Origin of the sequence: Mycobacterium sp. 852002-51152_SCH6134967 (genome assembly GCF_001667105.1) — a bacterium.
Classification (GTDB): domain Bacteria; phylum Actinomycetota; class Actinomycetes; order Mycobacteriales; family Mycobacteriaceae; genus Mycobacterium; species Mycobacterium neumannii_A.
Map to the genome: position 1 here is coordinate 54,034 of NZ_LZIK01000041.1, position 22,853 is coordinate 76,886.

Sequence of the window (22,853 nt, forward strand, 5' to 3'; positions counted from 1 at the left end):
GATGCGCGTGGTAACTGAAGTCGCCGCCGGGGTATCACCAAGGCATGACGGATCAGACGCGCGCACCGCTCCGCCACTGACGGGTGGGATGACGTGGCGCAATTAGAGGTGAGCCTGGACATGCGCGACACCGCGGTGGTGGTGTCGGTCGCAGGCGAGATCGACTCGAACAGCGTCGGATCGCTGCAGCCACACCTTGACCGCGCGGTCGAGGCCGCCGACGAGCATCCAGCCAAGTTGCTGATCGTCGAACTGTCCCGGGTCGGCTACTTCGGCAGTGCGGGCCTGAACGCCGTCCTCGAGTGTTACGAGAAGGGCTTGGCGGCGGGGGTGACGGTGCGGTTGGTGGCCGCCAACCCCGAGGTGGTCCGCCCCATTGAGGTCACCAAGCTCGACAAGGTTCTGCGGCCGTACGGATCCGTGGCCGATGCGGTCGACGCATGAGTGACCCGAGGGGGCCGCAGAATCGGTTGACCACAGTTTTCGATGCCGACGGCGAGGTCGGTCCCGATCTGGCCGAGGTTCGGTGGGCCGCCACACCCCTGGGGACGCCGGACGGCTGGCCGCAGAGCCTGCGAACCGCGGTCAACATCCTGCTGTCCTCGCGATTCCCGATGTGGATGGCGTGGGGGCCCGATCTGACTTTCTTCTGCAATGCCGCCTACCGACGGGACACGTTGGGCCGCAAGTATCCTTGGGCCCTCGGCCGGCCGGCGCGCGAGGTGTGGGCCGAGATCTGGCCCGATATCGGCCCGCGAATCGATCTCGTGCTCTCCACCGGAGAGGCGACCTGGGACTCGGCACTGCTCCTGTTCCTCGAGCGCTCCGGCTATCAGGAGGAGACCTACCACACCTTTTCCTACAGCCCGCTGCGCGACGACGAAGGGCTGGTCGTGGGCATGCTGTGTGTGGTCAGCGAGGACACCCAGAAGGTGATCAGCGAGCGCCAGATGGCGACGTTGCGCGACCTCGGATCGGACCCGAGCGCGGTGCGTACCGAAGAAGAGATCATGGCGTTCGCCGAACGCCAGCTGGGTCAGAACCTGCGTGACCTGCCGTTCACGTTGATCTATCTGTTCGACGCCGACGACGGTGCACGTCTTGCCGGATCCACCGGGGGCATCGCCGACCATCCGATCGCATCGACGTGGGTGCCCGCAGACAGCGATGGCAGTTGGCCGCTCGACAAACCTGCGCGCGGTGAGACGACGGTGCTCGCGCTCGACGACGACAGGTATGCGGACCTGCCGACCGGTGATTGGCGCGACCCACCGACACACGCGCTGATCGTCCCACTGCAACAACAGGGCGGTTCCCCGATCGGTTTCCTGGTCGCCGCGCTCAACCGCTACCGTCCGCTCGACGACACCTACCGCGGCTTCGTGTCGCTCGTGGCGGGCCATGTCGCCGCGGGCGTCGGCAGTGCGCGCAACTACCAGGCTCAGCAGCAGCGCGCAGAAGAGCTCGCCGAACTCGACCGTGCCAAAACGGCGTTCTTCTCCAACATCAGCCACGAGTTCCGGACCCCCCTGACGTTGATCCTCGATCCGGTCGCCGAACTGCGGACCCGCGGCGCCGACCTCGACGCTCTGGCTCGCGAGGAGCTGGACATCGTGTGGCGCAACGGGTTACGGCTGGCCAAACTGGTCAACACGCTGCTCGACTTCTCGCGTATCGAAGCCGGCCGCATGCGGGCGAGCTTCGCCCCGGTCGAGCTCGCGTCCGTCACCGCCGAACTCGCCAGCGTCTTCCGATCGGCGATCGAGCGTGCCGGCCTCACGTTCACCGTCGACTGTCCTCCTCTCGGCGAAACGGTATACATCGACCGCGACATGTGGGAGAAGGTCATCTTCAACCTGCTGTCGAACGCGCTGAAATTCACCTTCACCGGTGGCATTTCGGTCAACGCGACCCGCGACGGCGACGACGCGGTGGTGACCGTCTCCGATACCGGAGCCGGAATTGCCGCCGCGGAGATACCCCGGTTGTTCGAACGGTTCCACCGGATCGAGAACGTGCGGGCGCGGTCGAATGAGGGCAGCGGGATCGGCCTGGCCTTGGTCAAGGAACTGGTCGAACTCCATGGCGGCAGCATCACCGCCGAGAGCAGCGAAGGTGTCGGCACCACGTTCGCGATCCGCCTGCACTTCGGCACCGCGCATCTACCGGCCGCGGCGCTCTTCTCCGCAGATGACACGCAGACAGCGGCCGCAGGTGCCGAGCCCTACCTCCAGGAGGCGCTGCGGTGGCTGCCCGCCGACGGCGAAGGGCCTGCCCCCGATGTGCCCTCGGAGCTGCCCGGCTCACCCACTTCGCCTCCGGTTCCGGGCACCACACCGCGGGTGCTCATCGCCGACGACAACGCCGACATGCGTGATTACGTCGCCCGGATGCTGCGCAACGACGGATACCTCGTCGATGCCGTCACCGACGGTCAGCAAGCGCTGGACGCGGTCCGCACGGAGCTGCCCGACATGGTGGTCAGCGACGTCATGATGCCGCGTCTGGACGGTCTTCAACTGGTCGCCGCCTTGCGGTCAGACCCGCGCACCGCGGCCGTACCGGTGCTGATGTTGTCCGCCCGCGCCGGACAGGAAGCCGCCATCGAGGGTTTACAGGCCGGCGCCGACGACTATCTCGTCAAGCCGTTCGCCGCCGCCGAACTGCTGGCGCGCGTGCGCGCGAACGTCAAACTCGCAAGGATCCGCAATCATCACGCCCGCTGGCGCACCGCGCTGATCGACTCGCTGCAGGAGGCGTTCTTCGTGGCCGACGAGCGCGGCGCGGTGATCGAAATCAATGCGGCGTTCACCGACATCCTCGGCTACGGCGTCGAGGAACTGCCGTATGAACCCGTACAACCGTGGTGGCCGACGGCGGAGTCGGATCCAGAAGCGCATCACCAAGCCAACCAGCTGTTGTCACAGATTATGCGTGAACCGCATGGCAGGCACACGGTTCCGGTTACGCACCGCGACGGGCACCGTCTGTGGGTGACTCTCACCTACAACCAGATCGAGGAGATCGACACCGGCAGGCCCGTGATCGTCGGCACCTTCCGCGACGTCACCGCCGAGCACTACACGGTGCAGCGGGAGGCGGCGCTGGCAGCGCTCAACCAGCAACTGGCGCAGGCGGATACGCTCGACGACGCGGTGCGCACGGCAGCCGACGTGCTGCGTGAGGTGTGGCGGGCGCACCGCGTTCTGGCCGTCACGTTTCCGGCCGATGATGGTGCCACGACGATCGATCCGACAGGGCTGGTCTGTTCTGGCGAGCCGGTCGAGTGGCACGACCTGCCCGCGGCCACAAGACTGGCGATCACCTCGCTGCGCTCCGCCGACTCACTGGTGGCCGACGCGTCGGACACCGGGTCCGCGCGCATCGCCCTGCAGCATCCGCGCGGGCTGCTGATCGTCTACCTCCAATTGCCCGAGCGCCGACCGTTCACGCCCGAAGACAAGACGCTGTTGGCGGTCTTGGCAGGCAGGCTCGGCCAGGGATTGCAGCGCGTACACCTACTCGACCAGCAGCGCGAAACCGCACTCGCGCTGCAGCACGCGATTCTCGGCCCCACCGTTTCGAGCGGCTTCGCCGTGCGGTACCAGCCGGCCACCCGCCCGCTGCAGGTGGGTGGTGACTGGTACGACGTCGTCGATCTGGACGACGGCCGGATCGCGTTGATCGTCGGCGATTGCGTCGGGCACGGATTGACCGCCGCCACGGTGATGGGGCAGCTGCGAAGCGCCTGTCGGGCATTGCTTCTGGAACACCCCGGACCGGCCGCGGCGCTGACAGCCCTTGACCGATTCGCCGCCCGGTTGCCCGGCGCACGGTGCACGACGGCATTCTGCGCCGTGCTCGATCCGGACACCGGTGAGTTGCTGTACTCCAGTGCCGGCCACCCGCCTCCGGTCATGGTGCTTGCCGACGGCACGAGCCGACTGCTCGACGACGCCTCGGTCACCCCGCTCGGGTTGCCCTTCGATCACATTCGTCCGGAGGGCCGGCAGGTCATGCCGCCCCGCGCGACGTTGTTGCTCTACACCGACGGCCTGGTGGAGCGTCGGCGCGAATCTCTCGACAAGGGCATTGGCCGGGCCGTCGACGTGCTCGAAAACCATTCCGCCACAGCGCTGGACGACCTGGCCGATGAGATCATGACGCAGCTGACACCCATCCACGGATACCAGGACGACGTCGCGCTCATGCTGTATCGGCAACCGGCGCCGCTGGAAATCGAATTCAGCGCTGATCCCGCTGAATTGGCAGGCACGCGCAGCGAGCTGCGGAAGTGGTTGGTGCGGGCGGGGATTGATCCGAGCCAAACCCTCGACGTGTTGATCGCCACCGGGGAGGCGCTCGCCAACGCGGTCGAGCATGGGCACCGTGACCGTCCCGGTGGCGCCGTGCGTCTGCGCGCGACCGTGCTGGCCGACCGGCTTCACCTGACCATCGCCGACACCGGGGTGTGGAAAGTGCCCCACGCCGACCCCGCGTCCCACCGCGGCCGCGGAATCGCGCTGATGCGGGCGCTGATGAACGACGTCACGATCGAGACGGGCGATTCCGGTACGACCATCGACTTGCACGCCAGGATCGCCTGATGCCCACACCGCTCACCGTGCGCACCGACCGCCAACCCGATCCTGATGCCGGTGTTGACGATCAGCGGGCTGACGTCGGTGGCCGAAGTGCAAGCGGCAGAGGGCGACTGAACGGTTCTGGTGAGGTCACGGAAGCACCGTGCGCATCAGCATGACGTTGTAGGCCGACCACAGCGACACGTTGAAGTACAACTCCTTGCCGGTCGACCACGGATGCAAGAACGGCGCGTAGATGCCGCCGGGGACATCCCAGGACCGAACCAACAACTGCTCGGGACCGTATGGTCCCTGCGGAGTGGGTGCCATCCTGGCCACCACGTCGTTGGCGCCGTTGCAGTACAGCACCAGGTACTGCTTGAGGTAGGTGTTGTACTGGGCCGACATCTCGCCGACCGGACCGGGGATCACCACCGTGGCTGCTCCCGGATCTCGTGGTACCCAGGCGTTTTGGTCGGCGTTCCAGTACTCGTAGCGGTTGAGGTCAGGCACCGCTCCCTGCGGGATGCGCGCGATGTACGCCGCGCCGCCTCTGCCCGCCGGCGTCCCGAACGTGTACAGGTAGGGATCATCCGCGCCCGGCTTGAGAAACGCGCCCTGCTGGAAGTTCTCGTTGCCCCGTACGTAACGCGCATCCGGGACGTCGCCTTCGCGCGCGGCGCGCACCGTACCGGGGTAGACGCCCCAGTGCTCGCCGTTGTCGGGGGAGACCGCGATCGCGGAGAAATTGGTCGTCCACCGGCCGTCGGCGTCCCAGCTCTTGATGGACATGAAGTTCACGAACTGTTGGCCGCCCACGGCAACACCAGCGGTGGGGATGATGCCTTTCTCGTTCGGCGCCCACTTGGTGCTGTTGATGATCTGCTTGGACAGGCCGGGCGCCCACAGCGGGGAACCGGAGTAACGGTTGGCGAGCGCGCCGTCGGGCACGGCGACCGTCTTCGACAGTGCGCCGTCCTGGGTGCGCAGCAGCGCGTTGTAGCGCCATTGCTTCCCCCGCACGCTGCAGTAGCCGTACGTGTCGCCGAACGCCATCAGCACCTGGCGATTGCCGGGATCGCCGTTGTCCCACATGATTCCGAGGTCGGTGCCGGTGATCGCGAAGCGCCCGATGGTGTTGTTCGGGCTCTCGGGGCCGGTGACCCACCCGACGAGCGTCGTTCCCGGCGGCGCGGGCGGCGGAGGCGGCTCGGGGGCGGCAGCGGGAACCTGCTGCGCGACAGGCTGATCCGCTGGGGGCTGAGGCGGAGTGGGGCGGACGGCAGCCTGTTGGTCGACGGTCGCCGACTGCGGCGAAAGTGATTGGAGGATCTCGGCGGGCAGTCGGCCGAGTCGCGGCAACGGCGCTTCGTCGTTGGTGTTGCGGGGCCGGTGGCCGACCGGCGGGCCACCCGGCAGCGCCGGCGTTGCTTCGGTGTTCGGCGCGGCGGGCGGTTGTGCGGCCGCGGCAGCCCCGGTGCACGGTTCCGCGGTGGCCGAGGGGGCGACGCCGAGCACGGCGCTCAGTGCGATCACGGTTGCGGACGCCACCGACAACGAGGCGATGCGCGGGGGCGGCGACATGTCACACCTTTCGGAGGCGGGCGCCCGACGGGACGTCAGCGATGGGCGGATGTGACGTTAGTGACGAAAGTGACTTCTGTGATCTTGATGCGCGGATAGGTACTCACCTGTGACCGTGTCGCAACCTCCCATTGCTGCGATTTGCGCGTCGTTTCGCTCGCTGAGCGATCGTTTCCACACACAAGCCGCGCCGACCGGTGCGGAATGTTTACCGGTTGCGTGGGGTATCAAGACCGGCATGACCTCACCGGCCGAAGCGCACACCGGCGAACCCGACGAGACGACGGACGGCAAGCTCAAACGCAAGATCACCGGGCCGCTGCTGTTTCTGTTCATCCTCGGCGACGTGCTCGGCGCCGGGATCTACGCGCTGATGGGCGTTCTCGCCGGCGATGTCGGCGGTGCGCTGTGGGCGCCGCTTCTGCTGGCGCTCCTGCTGGCACTGCTCACCGCCGGCTCGTACGCGGAACTGGTCACCAAGTATCCGAAGGCGGGCGGTGCGGCGGTCTTCGCGGAGCGGGCGTTCGGTCGACCGGTGATCTCATTCCTGGTGGGCTTCTGCATGCTCGCCGCGGGGGTGACCAGCGCAGCCGGTCTGTCGCTCGCCTTCGCCGGCGACTATCTCACGACGTTCATCGATGTTCCGGCCGTACCGGCGGCCATCGTGTTCCTGGCATTGATCGGGTGCCTCAACGCGCGGGGGATCAGCGAGTCGGTCAAGAGCAACGTTGTGATGACAGTGATCGAGCTGACCGGTCTGCTGATCGTCGTCATCGCGGTGTCGATGATGGTCGGCGGCGGGCGGGGCGATGTCAGCCGCGTCGCCGAGTTTCCCGAGGGCGCCACGCCGGCGTTGGCGATTCTCAGTGGAGCGATCGTCGCGTACTACTCGTTCGTCGGCTTCGAGACATCGGCGAACGTGGCCGAGGAGATTCGCAATCCGAGCAAGGTGTATCCCACGGCGCTGTTCGGCGCCCTCATCACCGCGGGTGTGCTCTACGCGCTGGTCGGTGTGGCGAGCGCGATCGCCCTGCCCGCCGCGGACCTCGCGGAGTCTTCGGGACCGTTGCTTGACGTGGTCGCGGCGGCCGACGTCGGCGTCCCCGACTGGGTTTTCAGCGCGATCGCGCTCGTCGCCGTCGCCAACGGCGCGCTGCTGACGATGATCATGGCCAGCAGGCTCACCTACGGCATGGCCGAACACGGCCTGCTGCCCAGCGTGCTCGGTCGCGTGTTGCCGAAGAGACGCACGCCGTGGACGGCGATCGTCGCGACCACCGCCGTCGCCATGGTGCTGAGCCTGCTGGGCGATCTGTCGACGCTCGCCGAGACGGTGGTGTTGCTGCTGTTGATCGTCTTCATCTCGACGAACATCGCGGTGCTGGTGCTCCGTCGCGACCCGGTCGATCACCCGCATTTCCGGGTCTGGACGGCCGTGCCGGTGCTGGGAGTGGCGTCCTGTGTGCTGCTGCTGACCCAGCAGACGGCCAAGGTCTGGCTCTTCGCCGCGATACTGATCGCGGTGGGTGCGGTGCTGTATGTGGGGGCCCGGGCAGCGACGCGTCGCTGACGTCAGCGCTTGCGCACGGCACCCCGCAGGAACTGTGTTTGCGCGCTTTGGGATTCGTCGATGAGGATGGCGGCATCGCAGGCGTAGCGGTCGAGCATGTCTGCATCGGAGCGACGGTATGCGTCGATTTCGCGCGAGTAGACCATCAAGGTGCCGATCAGCCGCTGCGGTGTCCGCAGCGGCGCGAACAGCACGCTGTTGGCTCCGACCTCGGCGCCTGCCCAATCCACTCCGGCCACCGCTCGGCCTCAGGTGAGCCGGTCGCCTGTACCGCCGTCTGCAAGAACCACGCTGTCGTGCCAGGGTTTTCGTGATATCTGTCGAACAACGCGTTGAGCCGGTCGGCGGCGGGATCGGTGGCGACCGACGTGATTCGGCGCCCACTCGTGGTCAGCAGGGTGACGCCGGCGCCGACCGAGACGCCGACTTCCTCGGCGGCGCGGTCCGCGATGAACCGAAGCGTTCCGGTGACCGACTTCGCAACCGTCGTGGGCCATTGATGAAGGCGTGCGACCGCGGGACTCGACGTGAGGTGTGACGTAACCAAAACTGTCCGATCGTCGATAGGCATCCGGAAAAGGTTCCGCACGAGATACCCGGCGCCTTTGCGGCCAAACGCATGCATACGGCCGACCTGGGATAAAAGGTGAACACAGCAAGCGACGGTGGTTTACGTTCGCGCGGGGTGACTGTTCGAAAGGGGGGACGAACGATGGCGGGACGATCGGCTCATCTGAGAGGTGCTCATCGCGGGGGGCCCGCGGCCTCACTCCTCACACGAACGGCGGTCGTGCTGGCGGCGCTGTGTCTGCTGTTCGGCTTCGGCGGGGGACAGGCTTCGGCGTTCCCCGGTGGCGATGCGGTGGGCGCGTTGACGATCGGCGGGCTGAACCGCACCTACACGGTGCACGCCCCGTCCGGCCTCGACCGCCCCGCCGGGCTCGTGCTCAACCTGCACGGCGCAGGGATGACCGGGCCGGCGCAGGCCGGAGCCACCAACTACAACGCGATCGCCGATCAGTACGGGTTCGTCGTCGCCTATCCCGACGGCATCGATATGAGTTGGGCCGACGGCCGCGGCGCCTCAGTACCGGACCGCCAGGGCGTCGACGACGTCGGGTTCCTGGTCGCACTCGCCGAACGGCTGCGCGAGGAGTATGGCGTCGACGCCGGCCACGTCTTCGTGACCGGAACCTCGGCGGGCGGCTTCATGGCCTCGCGGCTGGCGTGCGAACGCGCCGATGTCTTCGCCGCCGCGGCACCGGTCGCCGGCACGCTGGCGTCAGGTGTCCCCTGCGCGCCGTCGCAGCCCGTATCGGTGTTGGCGGTGCACGGAACCGCCGATCCCGTGGTGCCGTTCACCGGCGGCCCGATGGTGGGCCGCGGAGGGCCCAGCGACATCGTGTCGGCGCCGGCGATGGCGCAGCGCTGGCGTGAGATCGACGGCTGCCCCGCACCGGTCGAGGAGGTGCAGGGCAACGTCCACCGGTTCGTCGCCGCCGGATGTTCTGGCGGAACCGAGGTGGTGTTCGTCCAGATCGACGGCGGAGGCCACGTCTGGCCCGGCGGCTTCTTCGCTCCGTTCGACGCCTCCCAGTCGAGTGGGCAGTTCTTCGCAACTCACGGCAGGTGATCCGACGCTTCTGCCTACGGTGGTGTGACGGCAGACTGGAGCCGGCGCGAAACGAACAGGAGATCCGATGAGCGACGACGTCCCGGGTATCACCGGCATCCACCACATCTCCATCACGGTGACCGACCTCGAGGCCAGCCTGGCGTGGTATCAACGGCTGCTAGGAGCGGACCGGTTGCCGATGAAATTCCCCCACTACGAACGCGAGGACACCGGCTACGGCGAACTGCTGATCGATCCGCGCTCCGGCGTCGTAATCGGGCTGCACACCAACACCGGCAACGACGGAAACCAATTCGACGAAGCCCGAACCGGTTTGGACCACGTGGCGTTGAACGTGGCGTCACGAGACGAATTGGACGCGTGGACGCGACGGCTCGACGAACTCGGTATCGAACACTCCGGTGTCCGTGCGGCCGACGAGCCGTTTCCGTTTGCGACCGTGGTGTTTCGCGACCCCGACAACATTCAGCTCGAGCTGTTCGCGGTCGGCTGAGTACCACTCAGCCGCAAAACGAGCTCGTCGCACACCGCCGCGGCCTAGGCTGCCGCCATGTCTTATGACCGCGCCGCGCTCGTCGCCGGCAGCATCCGCTTCGCGTCCGGTGTGTCGTTTATGGTCGACCCCCTTCGGGCCAACCGGCTGTGGGGCGATCCGGACGAGCCGGTGCCGACGACGCAGTTGCTGCTGCGCTCAATGGGTTACCGCGACGCGCTCATCGGCGGGCTGCTGCTGGCATCCGCGCTGCGAGGCCGCGACACCAGAGGCTGGTTCCTGGCCTCGGGCGGCGCCGATGCGGCCGACCTGCTGGGCGGCTCGAGCGTGCACCACGAGATGAGACGCTCTCAGCGGGTTATCGGCCTCGGCGGGGCGGTCATCGGCATCGGGGTCGGGCTGTGGGGCGCGCTGCGCAGGCCCCCACGCGCCGAGGACTGACCTCACTTAGCGGGTCAACAGCAGGCAGCCGGCGATCGGCCCGCCCCCTGCCGCGGCGACCGCCACTTCGGGCCGGCGCGACACCTGCCGGTCACCGGCCTGCCCGCGCAGCTGAAGACACGCCTCGTGTAGCAGCCAATAGCCGTGCATCCGCCCCGCAGACAACTGTCCTCCGTAAGTGTTGAGTGGCAGTTCGCCGTCGAGCGCGATGCGCGTCGCACCTTCGACGAACGAACCCGCCTCGCCGTCCGCGCAGAAACCCAGCGCCTCCAGCCATGCGAACGTCAGAAAAGTGAAGCCGTCGTAGAGCTCGGCGAGATCGACGTCCGAGGGTGTCAGATCTGTGCGCGACCACATCTCGGCGGCCGCGTCGGTCGACGCCATCTTCGGAAAATCGTCGCGGTGAAACCAGCCTCCCGAACCATACGCGCCGCCAACGGCTTCCACCGCCACCGGTGGTTGTGGGCAGTCTCGCGCGTATTCGGCGTGAGAGATCACGAACGCAATCGAGCCATCGATGGGCACGTCGCAGTCATACAGCCCGAACGGTGTGGACACCGGCCGGGCAGCCAGGTAGTTCGCCATGGTCATCGGGTCACGGTACGCGGCAAGGGGATTCAGCCCGGCATTGCGTCTGCTGTTGATCGCCAGCCAGCCCAGTTGTTCCTTGGTCGTTCCGTACAGCTCCATATGCCGACGGCAGTGCATGGCCAGCCAGTTGGCCGCAGAGTAGGCGTGCGCGGCCAGTAGTTCGTCGATGTCGCCGAACGGTCCGAGCTTGCGCCTGGACCCGAGGGCGCGGGGTTCGACGGGTGGGTTCGCCAGCGGGTTCGGCTCGGAGCTGGGCGGTGTCTGCGTCATCGTTCCGCCGAGCATCTGCACGGTCCGATACACCACCACGTGCCGCGCGCGCCGCTCGGAGACCGCCACCATCGCCGACATCGCCGGGGTCAGCACGCCGCCGGTCGGGAAACCGTAGCCCTGGTCGACAGCCGGACCGCCCAGCGCCCCAATGACTTCGGGCAGCGGCGTATCCCCGAACGTGACTATGCCGTCGATGTCATCGGGCGTGAGGCCGGCATCGGCGACGGCGGCGCGCACCGCCTCCATCGTCAGATCGATCCTGGGGATCCCGGTGCGACGCCCGATACGGGAGATGCCGAGCCCGCTGATGATGGCGTCCTTCTCGAACGTGCTCAACCGGCCACCGCCTCGCCCTCGTGCTCCTGAAAACGCGCCGTCACGGGAAATCTCTGTGATACCGCCCGCTGCAGACTGTACTTTCCTAGACGTGTCCGACGACGTGTCACCTGCCAACGCCGCCAGGATGCTGCCGGCTCTCGACAAGCACAATCGCGCCTTCTGGACCGGGGGACGAGATGGGCAACTGCTGATCACCCGTTGTGAGCGTTGCCAATTGTGGGTGTCTCCGCCGACCGCGGACTGTCCCGACTGCGGAGGACGAGTCACCGCTCGACCGGTATCGGGGCTCGGCACGGTGTTCACCTACACCGTCAACCACCAGCCGTTCAACCCGGCTGTCCCGCTGCCCTACGTCATTGCGATCGTCGAACTCGACGAACAACCTGGCCTGCGCATCGCAGCCAATATCGTGGACTGCGAACCTGATTCGGTGCACGTCGGACTTCCGGTCGCGGTGCGCTTCGAACGTCAGGATCTCAACGGCGAGACCGTAGTCGTACCCGTCTTCGCGCCGCGCTGATCCGTCTCAGGCGCCCCGCTTGAGGTGAGGCGCCGTCGCGACAGGAGAACGGCGTCGCCGACGCTGCGCGGTCCCCTCGACCTCCACACCGTTGGAGCCGGGTTCACGGACCTGCTCGCGGAGCCTGCGAAGGGCCTGTGCGAGCAGGCGCGACACATGCATCTGCGAATAGCCCATCCGTTCGGCGATCTGGGTCTGCGTCATGCTCTCGAAGAAGCGCAGCACCAACACGGTCTTTTCGCGCTCGGGTAGCGCGGCGATCAACGGCCGTACGGTCTCGAGATCGACCACCTTGTCGATGTTCGGGTCGATGTCGCCGAGGGTGTCACCGACCGAGCGGAACTCGTCGTCGGCCGCGGCCTGGACGTCGGTCGACAGCGTGGAGTAGTTGCTGCTGGCGATCGTCGCTTCCATCACTGCTTCGCGTTCGATGCCGAGGTGGGCGGCGACTTCGGACGGCGTCGGCGCGCGCCCGATGTTCTGCGACAACTCCGCGCGGGCCTTCACCAACTGCCCCTGGAGGTCCTTGAGCCTGCGCGGAACCTTGACCGCCCAGCCGTAGTCGCGGAAGTGGCGGCGTACCTCGCCCATGATGGTCGGGATCGCGAAGGACAGGAAGTCGGCGCCGTTGTCGGGGTCGAAGCGGTTGACCGCGTTGACCAGGCCAACCCGCGCCGCCTGCACCAGATCGTCGATCGGCTCACCGCGGTTGCGGTAGCGCCGGGCGACATGGTCGGCCAGTGGCAACGTCCTGTCGACGATCGCCTCGCGCTGGCGCCGGTAGGGTAGTGATCCTTCGTCCAGCGCTTTGAGGCGGCGGAACATCTCGGTCACGTCTGCGTATTCAGAAATCGCCTCTGACACCACACAGGCTCCTAACTTCCGACCCTGCCGTATCGATCACACGGCTCGGATCTGAACCTGTGGCTGCTGCGGTTTACCCTTTCGGACGGTTCGTTGAAACCTCGCCTATCGGGGACCTTTGCCCAGCGTAACCGTCGACGGGCGCAACCGTGGTCAACCGGCGAACTCTCGCGCTTTTCTGGGTGTGCTGACGGGCATGGCGTGCTTGCCATACGGTCGCTGCTGCCTGCCGAGCCGGGCGGGTGCAGAGACGAGCGGGCTGTCCCAAACCGCGCCTGTGAACACCGCGGCGCCCAGCGCCGTCAAACCTGCCATCGCCACCAACGTGTCGGGGTCCATGCCTTTGTAGTTACCCACCGACGGTCGTTACAACGCCCCCGGCCGCGAAAAAGTTTGCTCGCGCGTCAGCGTGCCCGGCGGGCGAGGAGTTCGGTCTGGTGAATCACCAGGCTCTTTCCGCAGACGGTGATCCAGCCGCGCTGGACGAATTCCGACAACACTTTGTTGACCGATTCCCTTGACGCGCCGACCAATTGGGCGATTTCCGCTTGAGTGAGGCCGTGGTCGAGGCGCAACTGCCGGTCCTGTCGGACACCGAATCGCTGCGCGAGGTGAAGGAGTTGTTTGGCGATCCGGCCGGGAACGTCGGTGAAGTTCAGGTCGGTGATCAGGTCTTCGGCGCGTCGTAGGTTTCGCGCCAGAAGGCGCATCAACTGCTCGGTGATGTGCGGGTTGCCATCGAGGCAGTCGTGCAACGCATCACGGTCGATGACGGCAACGAGCACCGCGGTGAGCGCCGTGGCCGAACCGGTGCGAGGCGCGCAATCGAACATCGACTCGGCGCCGAAGATCTCCGAGGGGCCCAGGACGGCGAGCAGTTTCTCGGGGAACTCCGCCGACCGCCAGCCGATCTTGACCTTGCCCTCGATGACGAGGTAGAGCCGGTGATCGGGTTGGCCTTCGGGATATATGCACTCACCCTGCCCGAACCGGGCGTAGTCGAATCGGTCGATCAGAGCCGCCTTGTCCGCGGGCGCCAACCCCCGCATGATCGCCGAGCGAGCCAGCACGGCTTCACTGCCACAACTCGCGCCCGTTTCCGTGGCGCCGGCGACCATCAGCATGCCCACTCCCAACCCAGTTGGGTGCGGGGCTACCCGGCTGTGACCGGCGTAAACGCAAACCGCTGGATCTGGTGCCGCTCGAGGCCGTCACGGGCGGCGAAGTGTGACCGGCGGCGCGCCAGCGACGGCCGTTACTGGCGCGCGGTGTTCTCGACGATGATTTCGCATGCCGTCTCGTAGAACGCGCTGATGAGGGTGGAGAAGGACAACTCGAACGGATAGATCATGTGCACGTCGAGCGACTCGAGGCGCCACTCGGGTAACACCGGGACGAGGGTGCCCTCGCGCAGCTCGTTGGTGCAGATGATCTGGGTGGGCATCGCACCGATCCCGAGGCCCTGCATGATGTACTGCTTACACACCTGAAAGTTGTTGGCGCGCGCCCGGACTGGCGGTGTCAGCTCGCGCAGGCCGGCCTTTGCGGTGACCGTCAGCTTGCGAGGCCCGCCGAAGCCGAAGTCGATGAACGGAAGCGTGTTCAACTGTGCGGGGTCGCGGACCGGTTCGGGCAGGCGCGCAAGGAAATCCGGTGACGCGCACAAGAACAGCTCGAGGTCGAAGACCTTGCGCGCGATCAGCGTGGAGTCCTGTAGCGGTCCGGTGCTGAACACCACGTCGAACCCGTCGCGGACTGGGTCAACCACCCGGTCGACCAGCCGGATGTCCAGCTGCGAATTCGGATAGTGCTGCAGGAACGCCGCACCGACGCGGGAGGCGTAGTCGATGCCGACGAAGACGGGGATCGCCACCCGCAATTCGCCCTGCGGCTCCTGTCTGCTGCCCTCGACGAGCGCGCGGACACCGTTGGCCTCGGTCAGGATGTTGGCCGCGTGGGCGTACACCTGCTCGCCGAGATCGGTGACGGTGAGCTGGTGGGTGTTCTTGCGCAGCAGTTTGATGCCCAGGTCGGACTCCAGCCTGGTCAGCTTGCGGCTGACGGTCGACTTCGGCATTCCCAACAGTGCGGCCGCCTTCGACAGGCTTCGGTTCTCCACCACCTTGCCGAAGATCAGCAGGGCGTCGACGTCGAAGGGCAGGTTCTGTTCCATGGCTCTAGCGTTCTTTCCCTCTGCGGTGTTCCAAATATGCAACAGGGTGTTGCGCTCGCGGGTCTGTTTCGGCCATATCGGCGGCGGTACCTTCACCCCTACCGTCTTCAGCCCGACGGAGGAGAGCCGTTGAGTCACGACAGCCTGGTGACCAAACCCGCGAGCGGACACTGGACCGACGCCTACCCCGAACTGGGTCGTGGGCCGGTGTCGCTTCAAGACTGCGTTTCCGAGGAGTTCTACGAGAAGGAACGCGAGCACGTCTTCAAGAAGACGTGGCTCTACATGGGGCGCGTCGAGCGCGTGCCCAAGTCGGGCAGCTACTTCACCCGCGAGCTGACGTTCCTCAACACCTCGGTGATCATCGTGCGAGGCAAAGATGGCGTGGTCCGGGCGTTCCACAACATCTGCCCGCACCGGGGCAACAAGATGCTGTGGGAGGACGACCCGTTCCAGGAGATCGAAGGTCGCGCACCGCTGCTGTACTGCCGCTTCCACGGATGGCGCTACAAACTCGACGGCTCACTGCACTCGACCACTCGCAAGGATCTGCTGCTCGACTTCGACGCCGACAGCTGCCGGGTGCCGGCCATCCAGTGCGAGGTGTGGGAGGGCTTCATCTTCATCAACCTCAACCCGCACAACACCGAGCCGCTGCGCGAGTTCCTGGGCGAGCTGGCGCACGAGATCGAGGGCTATCCGTTCGCCGGACCCCACCAGGTGTACAAGCTCAAGGCCGAACTGCAGTGCAACTGGAAGATCTTCCTCGACGGGTTCGCCGAGAGTTATCACGGGCCCTACCTGCACGCGTCCTCCTTCGGCGCGCTCACCGCGGAGGCCCGCGACGCGTTCGACCGACCGAATCCGTTCACCGACGCGTTGGCCTACCGGCTCAAGGGCCCGCACCGGATGTTCTCGTTCTCCGGTGAACCATCCCGCAAGACGCCGTACTCCAAGCCGATCGAGTGCGTCTTCGAGGCCAGCGCGGCGGGGCCGTGGAACAAGAAGGTCGACCGCGGGCCGATGCCCACCGGTATCAACCCCACACGGTCGGAGAAGTACGGCTTCGACTCGTTTCAGTTCTTCCCGAACTTCGTGCTGATCTTCGGTGCGTCCGGATTCACTGTGCACACGCACTGGCCCACCGGACCGCACTCGCACATCTTCGAGACGGAGGCCTACTACCAGCCGCCGAGAACACACAGGGAGCGGCTGGGCCAGGAGCTGACGGTCACGTTCCTCAACGACATCATCCTCGAGGACGCCAGCCCGTCGGAAGGTCTGCAGGCCATGCTGAACAGCGGCGCGCTCACCCATTTCACGATGAACGACGAGGAGATCCTGCTTCGCCACTTCCACAAGGTCGTCGGCGATTACGTCAAGGCCGGCGAAGAGCAGGAGGTGATGCGATGAACGCCACTTTGCCGCCGGGGTTTTCGCACCTCGAACACCTCGTGCCGGAATGGGCCATCGAGGACGGCCACGCGCGCTACGTCAAGCGGGTCAACAGTTCCATGGAACAGATTCGGGCGTTCTACGACGAGATCTTCCCGTACGCCGAGGAAGCTCTGGCCTACGTCGACAAGTTCGACTACGCCGAGCCGCTGCCCGAGGACGTCGCCAACCTGCGCAACCTGCTCTACTCGCTGATCACGGTCTCACTCGCGGTCGAGCTGTGGAACCAACCGCGAGTCAAACATTCGGCCAACACGATACTGACGAGGGTGAGCTGAGTGAGCCTGACCTCCGCACAACTGGACGTCGTCGACCTCACCCCCAGGATCGGCAGCGAGATCAGAACCGATCTCGACACCCTGCTGAGCGGTCGCGCTGCCGAGAAGATCAGGGGCACACTGGAACAACGCGGCGTGGTGTTCTTTCGCGGGTTGCAGATCAGCGACGAACAACAGGTCGCGATCGCCAGGACGTTGGGCACCGTGGTAGCCAACGAGGGTGAGGAGGGGATCTACAAGATCTCGCTCGACGAGAACGTCAACCAACGCGCGAAATACCTGAAGGGCTCGCTGTTCTGGCACTTCGACGGCTCCCTGCAGCCCTATCCGAATTTGGCGACGTTGCTCCGAGCCGTGAAACTGTCCGATACCGGGGGCGATACGGAGTTCTGCAACACCTACGCCGCATACGACGATCTACCGCAATCCGACAAGGATCTCATCGCCGATCTTCGGGTCGTGCATAGCGCCGAGCGATCTCAGTACTATGTCACACCCGAGATGAGCTACGACGAGATCGCGTTCTGGCAGAAGTCCCCGACCAAGGCGTGCCCCATCGTATGGACACACCAGTCCGGCCGCAAATCTCTGCTGCTCGGCGCGACAGCCGACTACGTGGTGGGCATGCCCGTCGAACAGAGCCGCGCTCTGCTTGCCCGGCTTCGTGATTGGGCCACCCAACCGCAATACGTCTATCGCCACGAATGGCGGGTAGGCGATCTGCTGATCTGGGACAACACCGGCACCATGCACCGCGCCCTGCCCTACGCCGCCGACAGCGGTCGCCTGATGCACCGGACCATCCTGGCGGGCGAAGAGCCACTGAATTGAAGCTGGGCATCGCGACACCGGTCGTCACCAACGTCGCCGGGGCGGCGTTGACGTGGGAGCGCGACGCAGGAGTCGAGGACATCGGCCGCGTCGCTGAAACGGCCGACAGGCTCGGGTACCACCACCTGACCTGCAGCGAGCACATCGGCATTCCGGCATCGGAGGCCGGGCGGCGCGGCGCCAGGTACTGGGATCCACTGGCGACCCTCGGTTATGTGGCCGCCCGCACCGAACGGATCCGGCTCGCCACGATGACGCTGGTGCTGGGATACCACCATCCGCTGGCCATCGTGAAGCGTTACGGGACACTGGATCACGTCAGCCGTGGGCGTCTCATCCTCGGGGTCGGCGTCGGCTCGCTCAAGGAGGAGTTCGACCTCCTCGGCGCGCCGTTCGAGGACCGCGGCCCGCGCGCCGACGACGCGCTGCGCGCCTTGCGCGCCACGCTGGCGAGCAACGAGCCCTCCTACGACGGCGAGTTCTACTCGTTCGGCGGCCTCATCGTCGACCCGTGCGCACTGCAGCCCCAGATGCCGATCTGGGTGGGCGGTCGGACCAAACGGTCGCTGCGGCGGGCAGTCACGCTCGCCGAGGGCTGGGCGCCGTTCGGCATCTCGGTCGCGACCGCCGGCGAGTGGCTCAAGGCGCGTGAGATACCGCCGGGCTTCGAGGTCGTGCTGGCCGCCGACCGCCCGCTCGACCCGGTCGACGACCCCGATGGGACGCGAAAGACACTGCGGGAGATGGCGGATGCGGGCACGACGACCGTGTCCGCGCGGTTCGTCCACCGGTCGCTCGAGCACTACCTCGAGCAGATTCACGCCCTCGCGGAGTTGCACCGCCAAACTGACGAGAGGTGACATGACGCAAGACCATCCGCTTCTGATGCCGCTGACTGCCGACGAATGGGGCGATGACGAGTACGCCGCCGTCGGCGCGCTGATGGGGGTTCCAGGCAACGACGTGCCACGGGCCGGCTCGGGAGAGCCCAGGGACCCGCTCAACTTCGACATCATCGGTGTGCTGGCCCGGCACCCGAAGATGGCGCGGAAGTTCCTCGGCTACAACGCGTTTCTGCTGCAGCGCGGCGAGCTACCGCTGCGGCTGCGCGAGCTGGCGGTGTTGCGGCTCGCCCATGCGCGGCGTTCGTCGTTCTTCTGGGGTGAGCACGTCAAGATCGCGAAGGCGGGCGGCTTGTCGGATGACGAGATCGCCAGGATCGCCCGCGGTAACGCCGAGTTCGACGGAGTGGACCGGCTGGTGCTCGAGACGACCGACGAGTTGCTCGCCCGTGGCCGGGCCACACCCGACGGGTGGCGTCGACTCGTCGACGAACTCGGTACCCACCAGGCGATGGAGTTGATCTTCGTCGTCGGCACCTACGCGATGCTCGCGATGGCCTGCGACACCTGGCAGCTCGCCCCGCCATCCGGCAGCGCGACGCTTCCGGACTAGGAGTCCTCCGCTTCGGGTGCCGGTTCGTCGTCGCTGCGCCGGTCCCGTCTGCGCCAACTCCGTACGCCCCGGTGTGCGGCGAACGCACCGGCGATGGCGGTGACGCACCACACCGCAATCGCCGTGAACGCCAGCGGTGACGACAGATCCGCGATCGACGCTCCCAGCGCCGTGTACACGAACGCGCGGGGGACGGACCCGATGAACGCGCCGACGGCCATCTGCCACAACGGAACTCCGAACGCGCCGAAGGCGTAGGACGCGAGCGCGTCGGAGATGCCCGGAACGAAACGCTGGCCGACGACGGCCCACAGCCCGCCCCGCGCGATGAGATCGTCGAGCCTCCTTGCTCGCTCCTCGCCGAGGAGTGCGCGCGCGCTGTCGCGTCCCGCCCGCCTGCCGATCAGGCTGGTGACGCACGCGGTGGTGACCGTCGCGCCGAGGGTGGCGAACGTGCCCACGACCGGGCCGAACAGCACGCCGCTGGCGGCGGCGAGGATCGGCCCGGGCACGAACACTGCGCCCAGCAGTCCGGACACCACGACGTAGACCAGCGGTGCGATGGGGCCGGTGGAGGCCACTGTGTGGCGGACATGGTCGACGTCGACCACGCCGGATACGGCGACCAGGTAGAACAACCCGAGCAGGAACGCCGCGAACAGCACGAGTCGGAGAATGTGCCACCGACGGGTCGCGGGGCGGTCGCTGAGGGTCATGTCGAGGCAATCTTGCCGCACGGGCGGATACGCACTTCCCGCGGTGACGCAATGGATGTACCATTTGGTACATGATTACCGAGTGTGGCGCCGAGATCGACGCCCCCGCCGCCGTCGTATGGGATGTGTTCAGCGATGTCGAGCGCTGGCCGGAGTGGACCGCCTCGGTGACTCGACTCGTGGCGTTGGACAGCCGAGAGTTGGCCGTGGGCAACAGGTTCGAAATCAAGCAACCGCGGATGCCGAAGCTGGTCTGGGAGGTCACCGAGGTGACGCCCGGTGCCTCGTGGACATGGGTGCAGCGCTCGCCGGGCGGGCTCACGGTGGCGTGCCACGAAGTCAGCCCGGTCAGCCCAGACTCGCAGGCGCGTACGCGTATCCATCAACGCCTCGAACAACGAGGCCCGGTCGGGGCTCTGGTCGGGTTACTGATGCGGTCGATGACGAGGCGCTACCTTGACCTCGAAGCCGAGGGTTTGAAGGCGCGCTGCGAGCAGCTGCACCGGCTCGATGGCTCGTCCGCCTGACGCCCGGCGTCGGCAGGAACTGCTCGACGGGCTCGTCGCGGAGGTCGCGCGCAACGGCATCGGTGACCGGTCGCTTCGTGATCTCGCCGCCGCGGTCGGCACCAGTCATCGGATGCTGCTGCACCACTTCGGGTCGCGTGACGACCTGCTGCTGGCGATCGTCGGCGAGGTCGAGCGACGCCAGATGGTGTTGACCCACGACTTGCCGGCCGATCCCGCCGAAGCCATCGCGGCGATGTGGGCCAATCTGCGCAGGCCCGACCTGCGCCCGTTCGAGCGGCTGTTCTTCGAGTGCTACGCGCGGGGAGTGCAGGGGGAGCAACCGTTCGCCCGAATGCTTCCTGCCGCGGTCGAGGACTGGCTCTCCCAGGATCCGAGCGGCGCGGCCGACCCGGCGATGATGCGGCTCGGCCTCGCGGTAGCACGCGGTCTGCTGCTGGACCTCGTCGCTACCGAGGATCTCGACGGCGTGGACGCGGCGGCTGCCGCATTCGCCGACCTGGTCCGCGCACAGCGCCGATGAGGTCAGTCTTCACTGCTTCGACGCTCGCCGATGAACGCAAGCAGCTGCGGGTCCCCGGAGGTGAACACGTCGACCTCCTCGCCGCCGTCGCAGCGCAGCAGCGCGACGGTCACACTGCCTTCGCGTCGCACCCTGACTTCCCAGATGGCACCGGAGTCCTGCCATCGCTGCAGATCCGCCACTCGGTCCACCGCCATGCCCCTACCATCTCACCGCATGGGTGGCCGGCCAAGCGTCGAGGTCGTACGGGTCTATGACCCGCCGGGCGAGCACGACGGCACCCGGGTTCTGGTGGACCGGCTATGGCCGCGAGGAATCCGCAAAGACGATCCGCGGGTCGGCCGGTGGCTGCGGGCGGTGGCGCCGTCGACCGAGCTGCGGCGCTGGTATGCGCACCGGCAGGAACGGTTCGACGAGTTCGTCGCCCGCTACACGGCCGAACTGGAGACCGAGGAGGCGGCACAGGCGCTCGACGAACTGCGCGGCCTGGCCGCCGAAGGTCCGGTGGTGCTCACGACCGCAACCCGCGACGTCGACGGAAGCCACGCGGCCGTCCTGCGCGACCTACTGACCCGGGAGGCGTGAGACGATCGGCGCATGCCGTCGAAACTGCCGCGATGACCGTCGTACTCGCCATCCGCTGCGCTGACGGGATCGCGATGGCCTCCGACTCGCAGATCACCGACCCCGAACGCGGTCTGAGCTATCCGGCTCAGAAGCTGCACCCGCTCGGAAAACGCGCCGCGTGGGGCGGTAGCGGGTCGCGTGCGGTGCTTTACGACCTCGAGCAGATCTTCGACAACGAACCGGACGCGATCGTGGAAGCGCCCGACATCGGCCACGCCCTGCAGGCTCGGGTTCTGCCGGTGCTCAAGCACCACTACGCGAACTTCATCGAAGACGTGCCTGCGGGTAAGCCCGGCGCAACCCCGGCAACCTACGTTCTCGCCGCGGGCTACGCGAACGGGGATCCGTTCATCGTCGACATCGATCCGCACGGGTTGATCGGCCGCTACGAGGAGATCGGTTTCCATGCGGTGGGCAGCGGATCGCCGATGGCCCAGCAGGCCCACGCGCTTCTGGCGCACTTCGAAATGGGCGAACGCAGCGTCGACTACGGCATGGTGGCCGCGCTGCGGGTGCTCGACGCGCTGGACGCGTCGTCCCCGAGCGTCGGTGGGCCGATGGACCTCTGCCGGATCACGCCGGAAGGGGCACGGCATCTCGACGAGGAGGCCGTCGCCGAGGTCCGGGACAACGTGCACCGGTGGACCGAACTCGAACAGCGGGCCCTCGACGACCTCTTCGACTGAGGGCAGAAAGTCCAGGCGGGGAAGGTAAGTCTTGCCTTAGTCGTTCCGGTAGGCTCGGCGGGCGATGACCGAGATCGACGATGCACCCTCGCCCGTCCTTCCGCGGGAGCTGACCGACATTTCCGATGCGGTACGTGAGGTCGCGGCACCGCCCACGCCGGTGCTCGCCGAGCCGTACTTCGTCCGGCTGGCCGATCCGGACGCGGATGCGGAGATGATCTCGGAGTGGATGAACCGCCCACACCTTGTCGAGGCGTGGGAATACGACTGGCCCCCCGAGCGGTGGCACCGGTATCTGAGCGCGCAGTTGGCAGGCGAGTACTCCAGGCCGTTCGTCGGCTCGTTCCGGGGGCAACCGTTCGTTTACGTCGAGTTGTACCGGGCCGCCAAGGATTCGATCGCCCCGCGGTATGACGCCGAACCTCACGACATCGGGATGCACGCGGCGATCGCGGAGTTGCGCTTCGTCAACCGCGGTATCGCGCCGATCCTGTTGCCGCGGTTGACCGCCAACATCTTCGAGCTCGACCCGCAGTGCCGCCGCATCATGTTCGATCCGGACCACCGGAACAAGGGCGCGCGCGACGTCTGCGAACACGCCGGCTGCGAGTTCCTCGGCGAGCACGACATGTCGAACCGGCGCATGGCGTTGTACGCACTGCCGCGCGCGTAGCGACGGGTCCGGCCG

26 protein-coding genes are annotated in these 22,853 nt (G+C 66.8%); 17 read left to right on the top strand and 9 right to left on the bottom strand.

Annotated elements, in window-relative coordinates:
* Positions 1-93 precede the first annotated feature (93 nt).
* Together A5790_RS13070 and A5790_RS13075 are read left to right on the top strand one after the other, a co-directional pair.
* Positions 94-444 carry an STAS domain-containing protein gene (locus A5790_RS13070; protein ID WP_082961705.1) on the top strand — a complete coding sequence of 117 codons (351 nt, stop codon included), beginning with the start codon at positions 94-96 and terminating at the stop codon, positions 442-444.
* Positions 441-4,607, top strand: coding sequence for a SpoIIE family protein phosphatase (locus A5790_RS13075; protein WP_066844595.1), 4,167 nt, complete (start codon positions 441-443; stop codon positions 4,605-4,607). The genes A5790_RS13070 and A5790_RS13075 overlap by 4 nt, the downstream gene beginning before the upstream one ends.
* A gap of 126 nt (positions 4,608-4,733) precedes the next feature.
* On the opposite strand, the gene A5790_RS13080 is transcribed toward A5790_RS13075, so the two are convergent.
* Entirely contained in the window at positions 4,734-6,167 is a 1,434-nt protein-coding gene (locus A5790_RS13080) for a DUF4185 domain-containing protein (RefSeq protein WP_066844596.1), read from the bottom strand.
* A gap of 238 nt (positions 6,168-6,405) precedes the next feature.
* Here A5790_RS13080 and A5790_RS13085 point away from each other — a divergent pair, with 238 nt between their 5' ends.
* Entirely contained in the window at positions 6,406-7,737 is a 1,332-nt protein-coding gene (locus A5790_RS13085; RefSeq protein WP_066844680.1) for an APC family permease, read from the top strand.
* 2 nt (positions 7,738-7,739) lie between these two features.
* On the opposite strand, the gene A5790_RS13090 is transcribed toward A5790_RS13085, so the two are convergent.
* Positions 7,740-7,967 carry a GAF domain-containing protein gene (locus A5790_RS13090; protein WP_066844597.1) on the bottom strand — a complete coding sequence of 76 codons (228 nt, stop codon included), beginning with the start codon at positions 7,965-7,967 and terminating at the stop codon, positions 7,740-7,742.
* Positions 7,968-8,527: 560 nt separating this feature from the next.
* On the opposite strand from A5790_RS13090, the gene A5790_RS13095 reads away from it, so the two are divergent.
* From A5790_RS13095 to A5790_RS13105, 3 genes are all read left to right on the top strand, one after another.
* A complete protein-coding gene (locus tag A5790_RS13095) occupies positions 8,528-9,370 on the top strand; it encodes a PHB depolymerase family esterase (protein ID WP_231987778.1) in 843 nt (280 codons plus the stop codon).
* Between the two features lie 67 nt (positions 9,371-9,437).
* Positions 9,438-9,866: a VOC family protein gene (locus A5790_RS13100; RefSeq protein WP_064398035.1), complete on the top strand. Its 429-nt coding sequence runs from the start codon at positions 9,438-9,440 to the stop codon at positions 9,864-9,866.
* Between the two features lie 57 nt (positions 9,867-9,923).
* Entirely contained in the window at positions 9,924-10,307 is a 384-nt protein-coding gene (locus A5790_RS13105) for a DUF4267 domain-containing protein (protein WP_066844600.1), read from the top strand.
* Between the two features lie 6 nt (positions 10,308-10,313).
* On the opposite strand, the gene A5790_RS13110 is transcribed toward A5790_RS13105, so the two are convergent.
* A complete protein-coding gene (locus A5790_RS13110) occupies positions 10,314-11,507 on the bottom strand; it encodes a thiolase family protein (RefSeq protein ID WP_066844603.1) in 1,194 nt (397 codons plus the stop codon).
* A gap of 127 nt (positions 11,508-11,634) precedes the next feature.
* On the opposite strand from A5790_RS13110, the gene A5790_RS13115 reads away from it, so the two are divergent.
* Positions 11,635-12,030 carry a Zn-ribbon domain-containing OB-fold protein gene (locus A5790_RS13115; protein ID WP_174522758.1) on the top strand — a complete coding sequence of 132 codons (396 nt, stop codon included), beginning with the start codon at positions 11,635-11,637 and terminating at the stop codon, positions 12,028-12,030.
* 6 nt (positions 12,031-12,036) lie between these two features.
* On the opposite strand, the gene A5790_RS13120 is transcribed toward A5790_RS13115, so the two are convergent.
* The 4 genes from A5790_RS13120 to A5790_RS13135 all read right to left on the bottom strand — a co-directional run bounded on the left by A5790_RS13120 (position 12,037) and on the right by A5790_RS13135 (position 15,067).
* Positions 12,037-12,894, bottom strand: a complete 858-nt coding sequence (locus A5790_RS13120) for a SigB/SigF/SigG family RNA polymerase sigma factor (protein WP_082961707.1) — start codon at positions 12,892-12,894, stop codon at positions 12,037-12,039.
* A gap of 153 nt (positions 12,895-13,047) precedes the next feature.
* Complete coding sequence (locus A5790_RS13125; protein WP_126315883.1) at positions 13,048-13,251, bottom strand: hypothetical protein; 204 nt, start codon at positions 13,249-13,251, stop codon at positions 13,048-13,050.
* A 47-nt stretch (positions 13,252-13,298) separates the two neighbouring features.
* Positions 13,299-14,012 carry a Crp/Fnr family transcriptional regulator gene (locus A5790_RS13130; protein ID WP_066844685.1) on the bottom strand — a complete coding sequence of 238 codons (714 nt, stop codon included), beginning with the start codon at positions 14,010-14,012 and terminating at the stop codon, positions 13,299-13,301.
* Between the two features lie 137 nt (positions 14,013-14,149).
* A complete protein-coding gene (locus A5790_RS13135) occupies positions 14,150-15,067 on the bottom strand; it encodes a LysR family transcriptional regulator (protein WP_066844609.1) in 918 nt (305 codons plus the stop codon).
* A 129-nt stretch (positions 15,068-15,196) separates the two neighbouring features.
* On the opposite strand from A5790_RS13135, the gene A5790_RS13140 reads away from it, so the two are divergent.
* The 5 genes from A5790_RS13140 to A5790_RS13160 are packed head-to-tail and all read left to right on the top strand — an operon-like array spanning position 15,197 to position 19,086.
* Positions 15,197-16,480, top strand: a complete 1,284-nt coding sequence (locus A5790_RS13140) for an SRPBCC family protein (RefSeq protein ID WP_066844611.1) — start codon at positions 15,197-15,199, stop codon at positions 16,478-16,480.
* Complete coding sequence (locus A5790_RS13145) at positions 16,477-16,800, top strand: hypothetical protein (RefSeq protein WP_064418674.1); 324 nt, start codon at positions 16,477-16,479, stop codon at positions 16,798-16,800. Before A5790_RS13140 ends, A5790_RS13145 begins: the two co-directional genes overlap by 4 nt.
* Positions 16,801-17,631 (top strand): TauD/TfdA family dioxygenase, encoded by an 831-nt coding sequence (locus A5790_RS13150; protein ID WP_066844614.1) that lies wholly within the window; start codon positions 16,801-16,803, stop codon positions 17,629-17,631.
* Positions 17,628-18,491: a TIGR03619 family F420-dependent LLM class oxidoreductase gene (locus A5790_RS13155; protein WP_066844617.1), complete on the top strand. Its 864-nt coding sequence runs from the start codon at positions 17,628-17,630 to the stop codon at positions 18,489-18,491. Before A5790_RS13150 ends, A5790_RS13155 begins: the two co-directional genes overlap by 4 nt.
* Position 18,492: 1 nt before the next feature.
* A complete protein-coding gene (locus tag A5790_RS13160) occupies positions 18,493-19,086 on the top strand; it encodes a carboxymuconolactone decarboxylase family protein (RefSeq protein ID WP_066844623.1) in 594 nt (197 codons plus the stop codon).
* Here the strand turns inward: A5790_RS13160 and A5790_RS13165 are convergent.
* A complete protein-coding gene (locus A5790_RS13165) occupies positions 19,083-19,802 on the bottom strand; it encodes a TVP38/TMEM64 family protein (protein ID WP_066844626.1) in 720 nt (239 codons plus the stop codon). The genes A5790_RS13160 and A5790_RS13165 overlap by 4 nt on opposite strands.
* Before the next feature lie 71 nt (positions 19,803-19,873).
* Here A5790_RS13165 and A5790_RS13170 point away from each other — a divergent pair, with 71 nt between their 5' ends.
* Both A5790_RS13170 and A5790_RS13175 read left to right on the top strand, forming a co-directional pair.
* Positions 19,874-20,329: an SRPBCC family protein gene (locus A5790_RS13170; RefSeq protein ID WP_066844629.1), complete on the top strand. Its 456-nt coding sequence runs from the start codon at positions 19,874-19,876 to the stop codon at positions 20,327-20,329.
* A complete protein-coding gene (locus tag A5790_RS13175; RefSeq protein WP_066844633.1) occupies positions 20,313-20,852 on the top strand; it encodes a TetR/AcrR family transcriptional regulator in 540 nt (179 codons plus the stop codon). The genes A5790_RS13170 and A5790_RS13175 overlap by 17 nt, the downstream gene beginning before the upstream one ends.
* Positions 20,853-20,854: 2 nt before the next feature.
* On the opposite strand, the gene A5790_RS13180 is transcribed toward A5790_RS13175, so the two are convergent.
* On the bottom strand, positions 20,855-21,049 hold the full coding sequence (locus A5790_RS13180) for a hypothetical protein (protein WP_066844637.1): 195 nt from the start codon (positions 21,047-21,049) through the stop codon (positions 20,855-20,857).
* Between the two features lie 19 nt (positions 21,050-21,068).
* On the opposite strand from A5790_RS13180, the gene A5790_RS13185 reads away from it, so the two are divergent.
* The 3 genes from A5790_RS13185 (at position 21,069) to A5790_RS13195 (ending at position 22,838) form a co-directional block, all read left to right on the top strand.
* Complete coding sequence (locus A5790_RS13185; RefSeq protein ID WP_066844640.1) at positions 21,069-21,437, top strand: DUF488 domain-containing protein; 369 nt, start codon at positions 21,069-21,071, stop codon at positions 21,435-21,437.
* 32 nt (positions 21,438-21,469) lie between these two features.
* Entirely contained in the window at positions 21,470-22,165 is a 696-nt protein-coding gene (locus tag A5790_RS13190; RefSeq protein WP_066844643.1) for a proteasome protein, read from the top strand.
* A 64-nt stretch (positions 22,166-22,229) separates the two neighbouring features.
* Positions 22,230-22,838: a GNAT family N-acetyltransferase gene (locus A5790_RS13195; protein WP_066844644.1), complete on the top strand. Its 609-nt coding sequence runs from the start codon at positions 22,230-22,232 to the stop codon at positions 22,836-22,838.
* Positions 22,839-22,853: the final 15 nt, after the last annotated feature.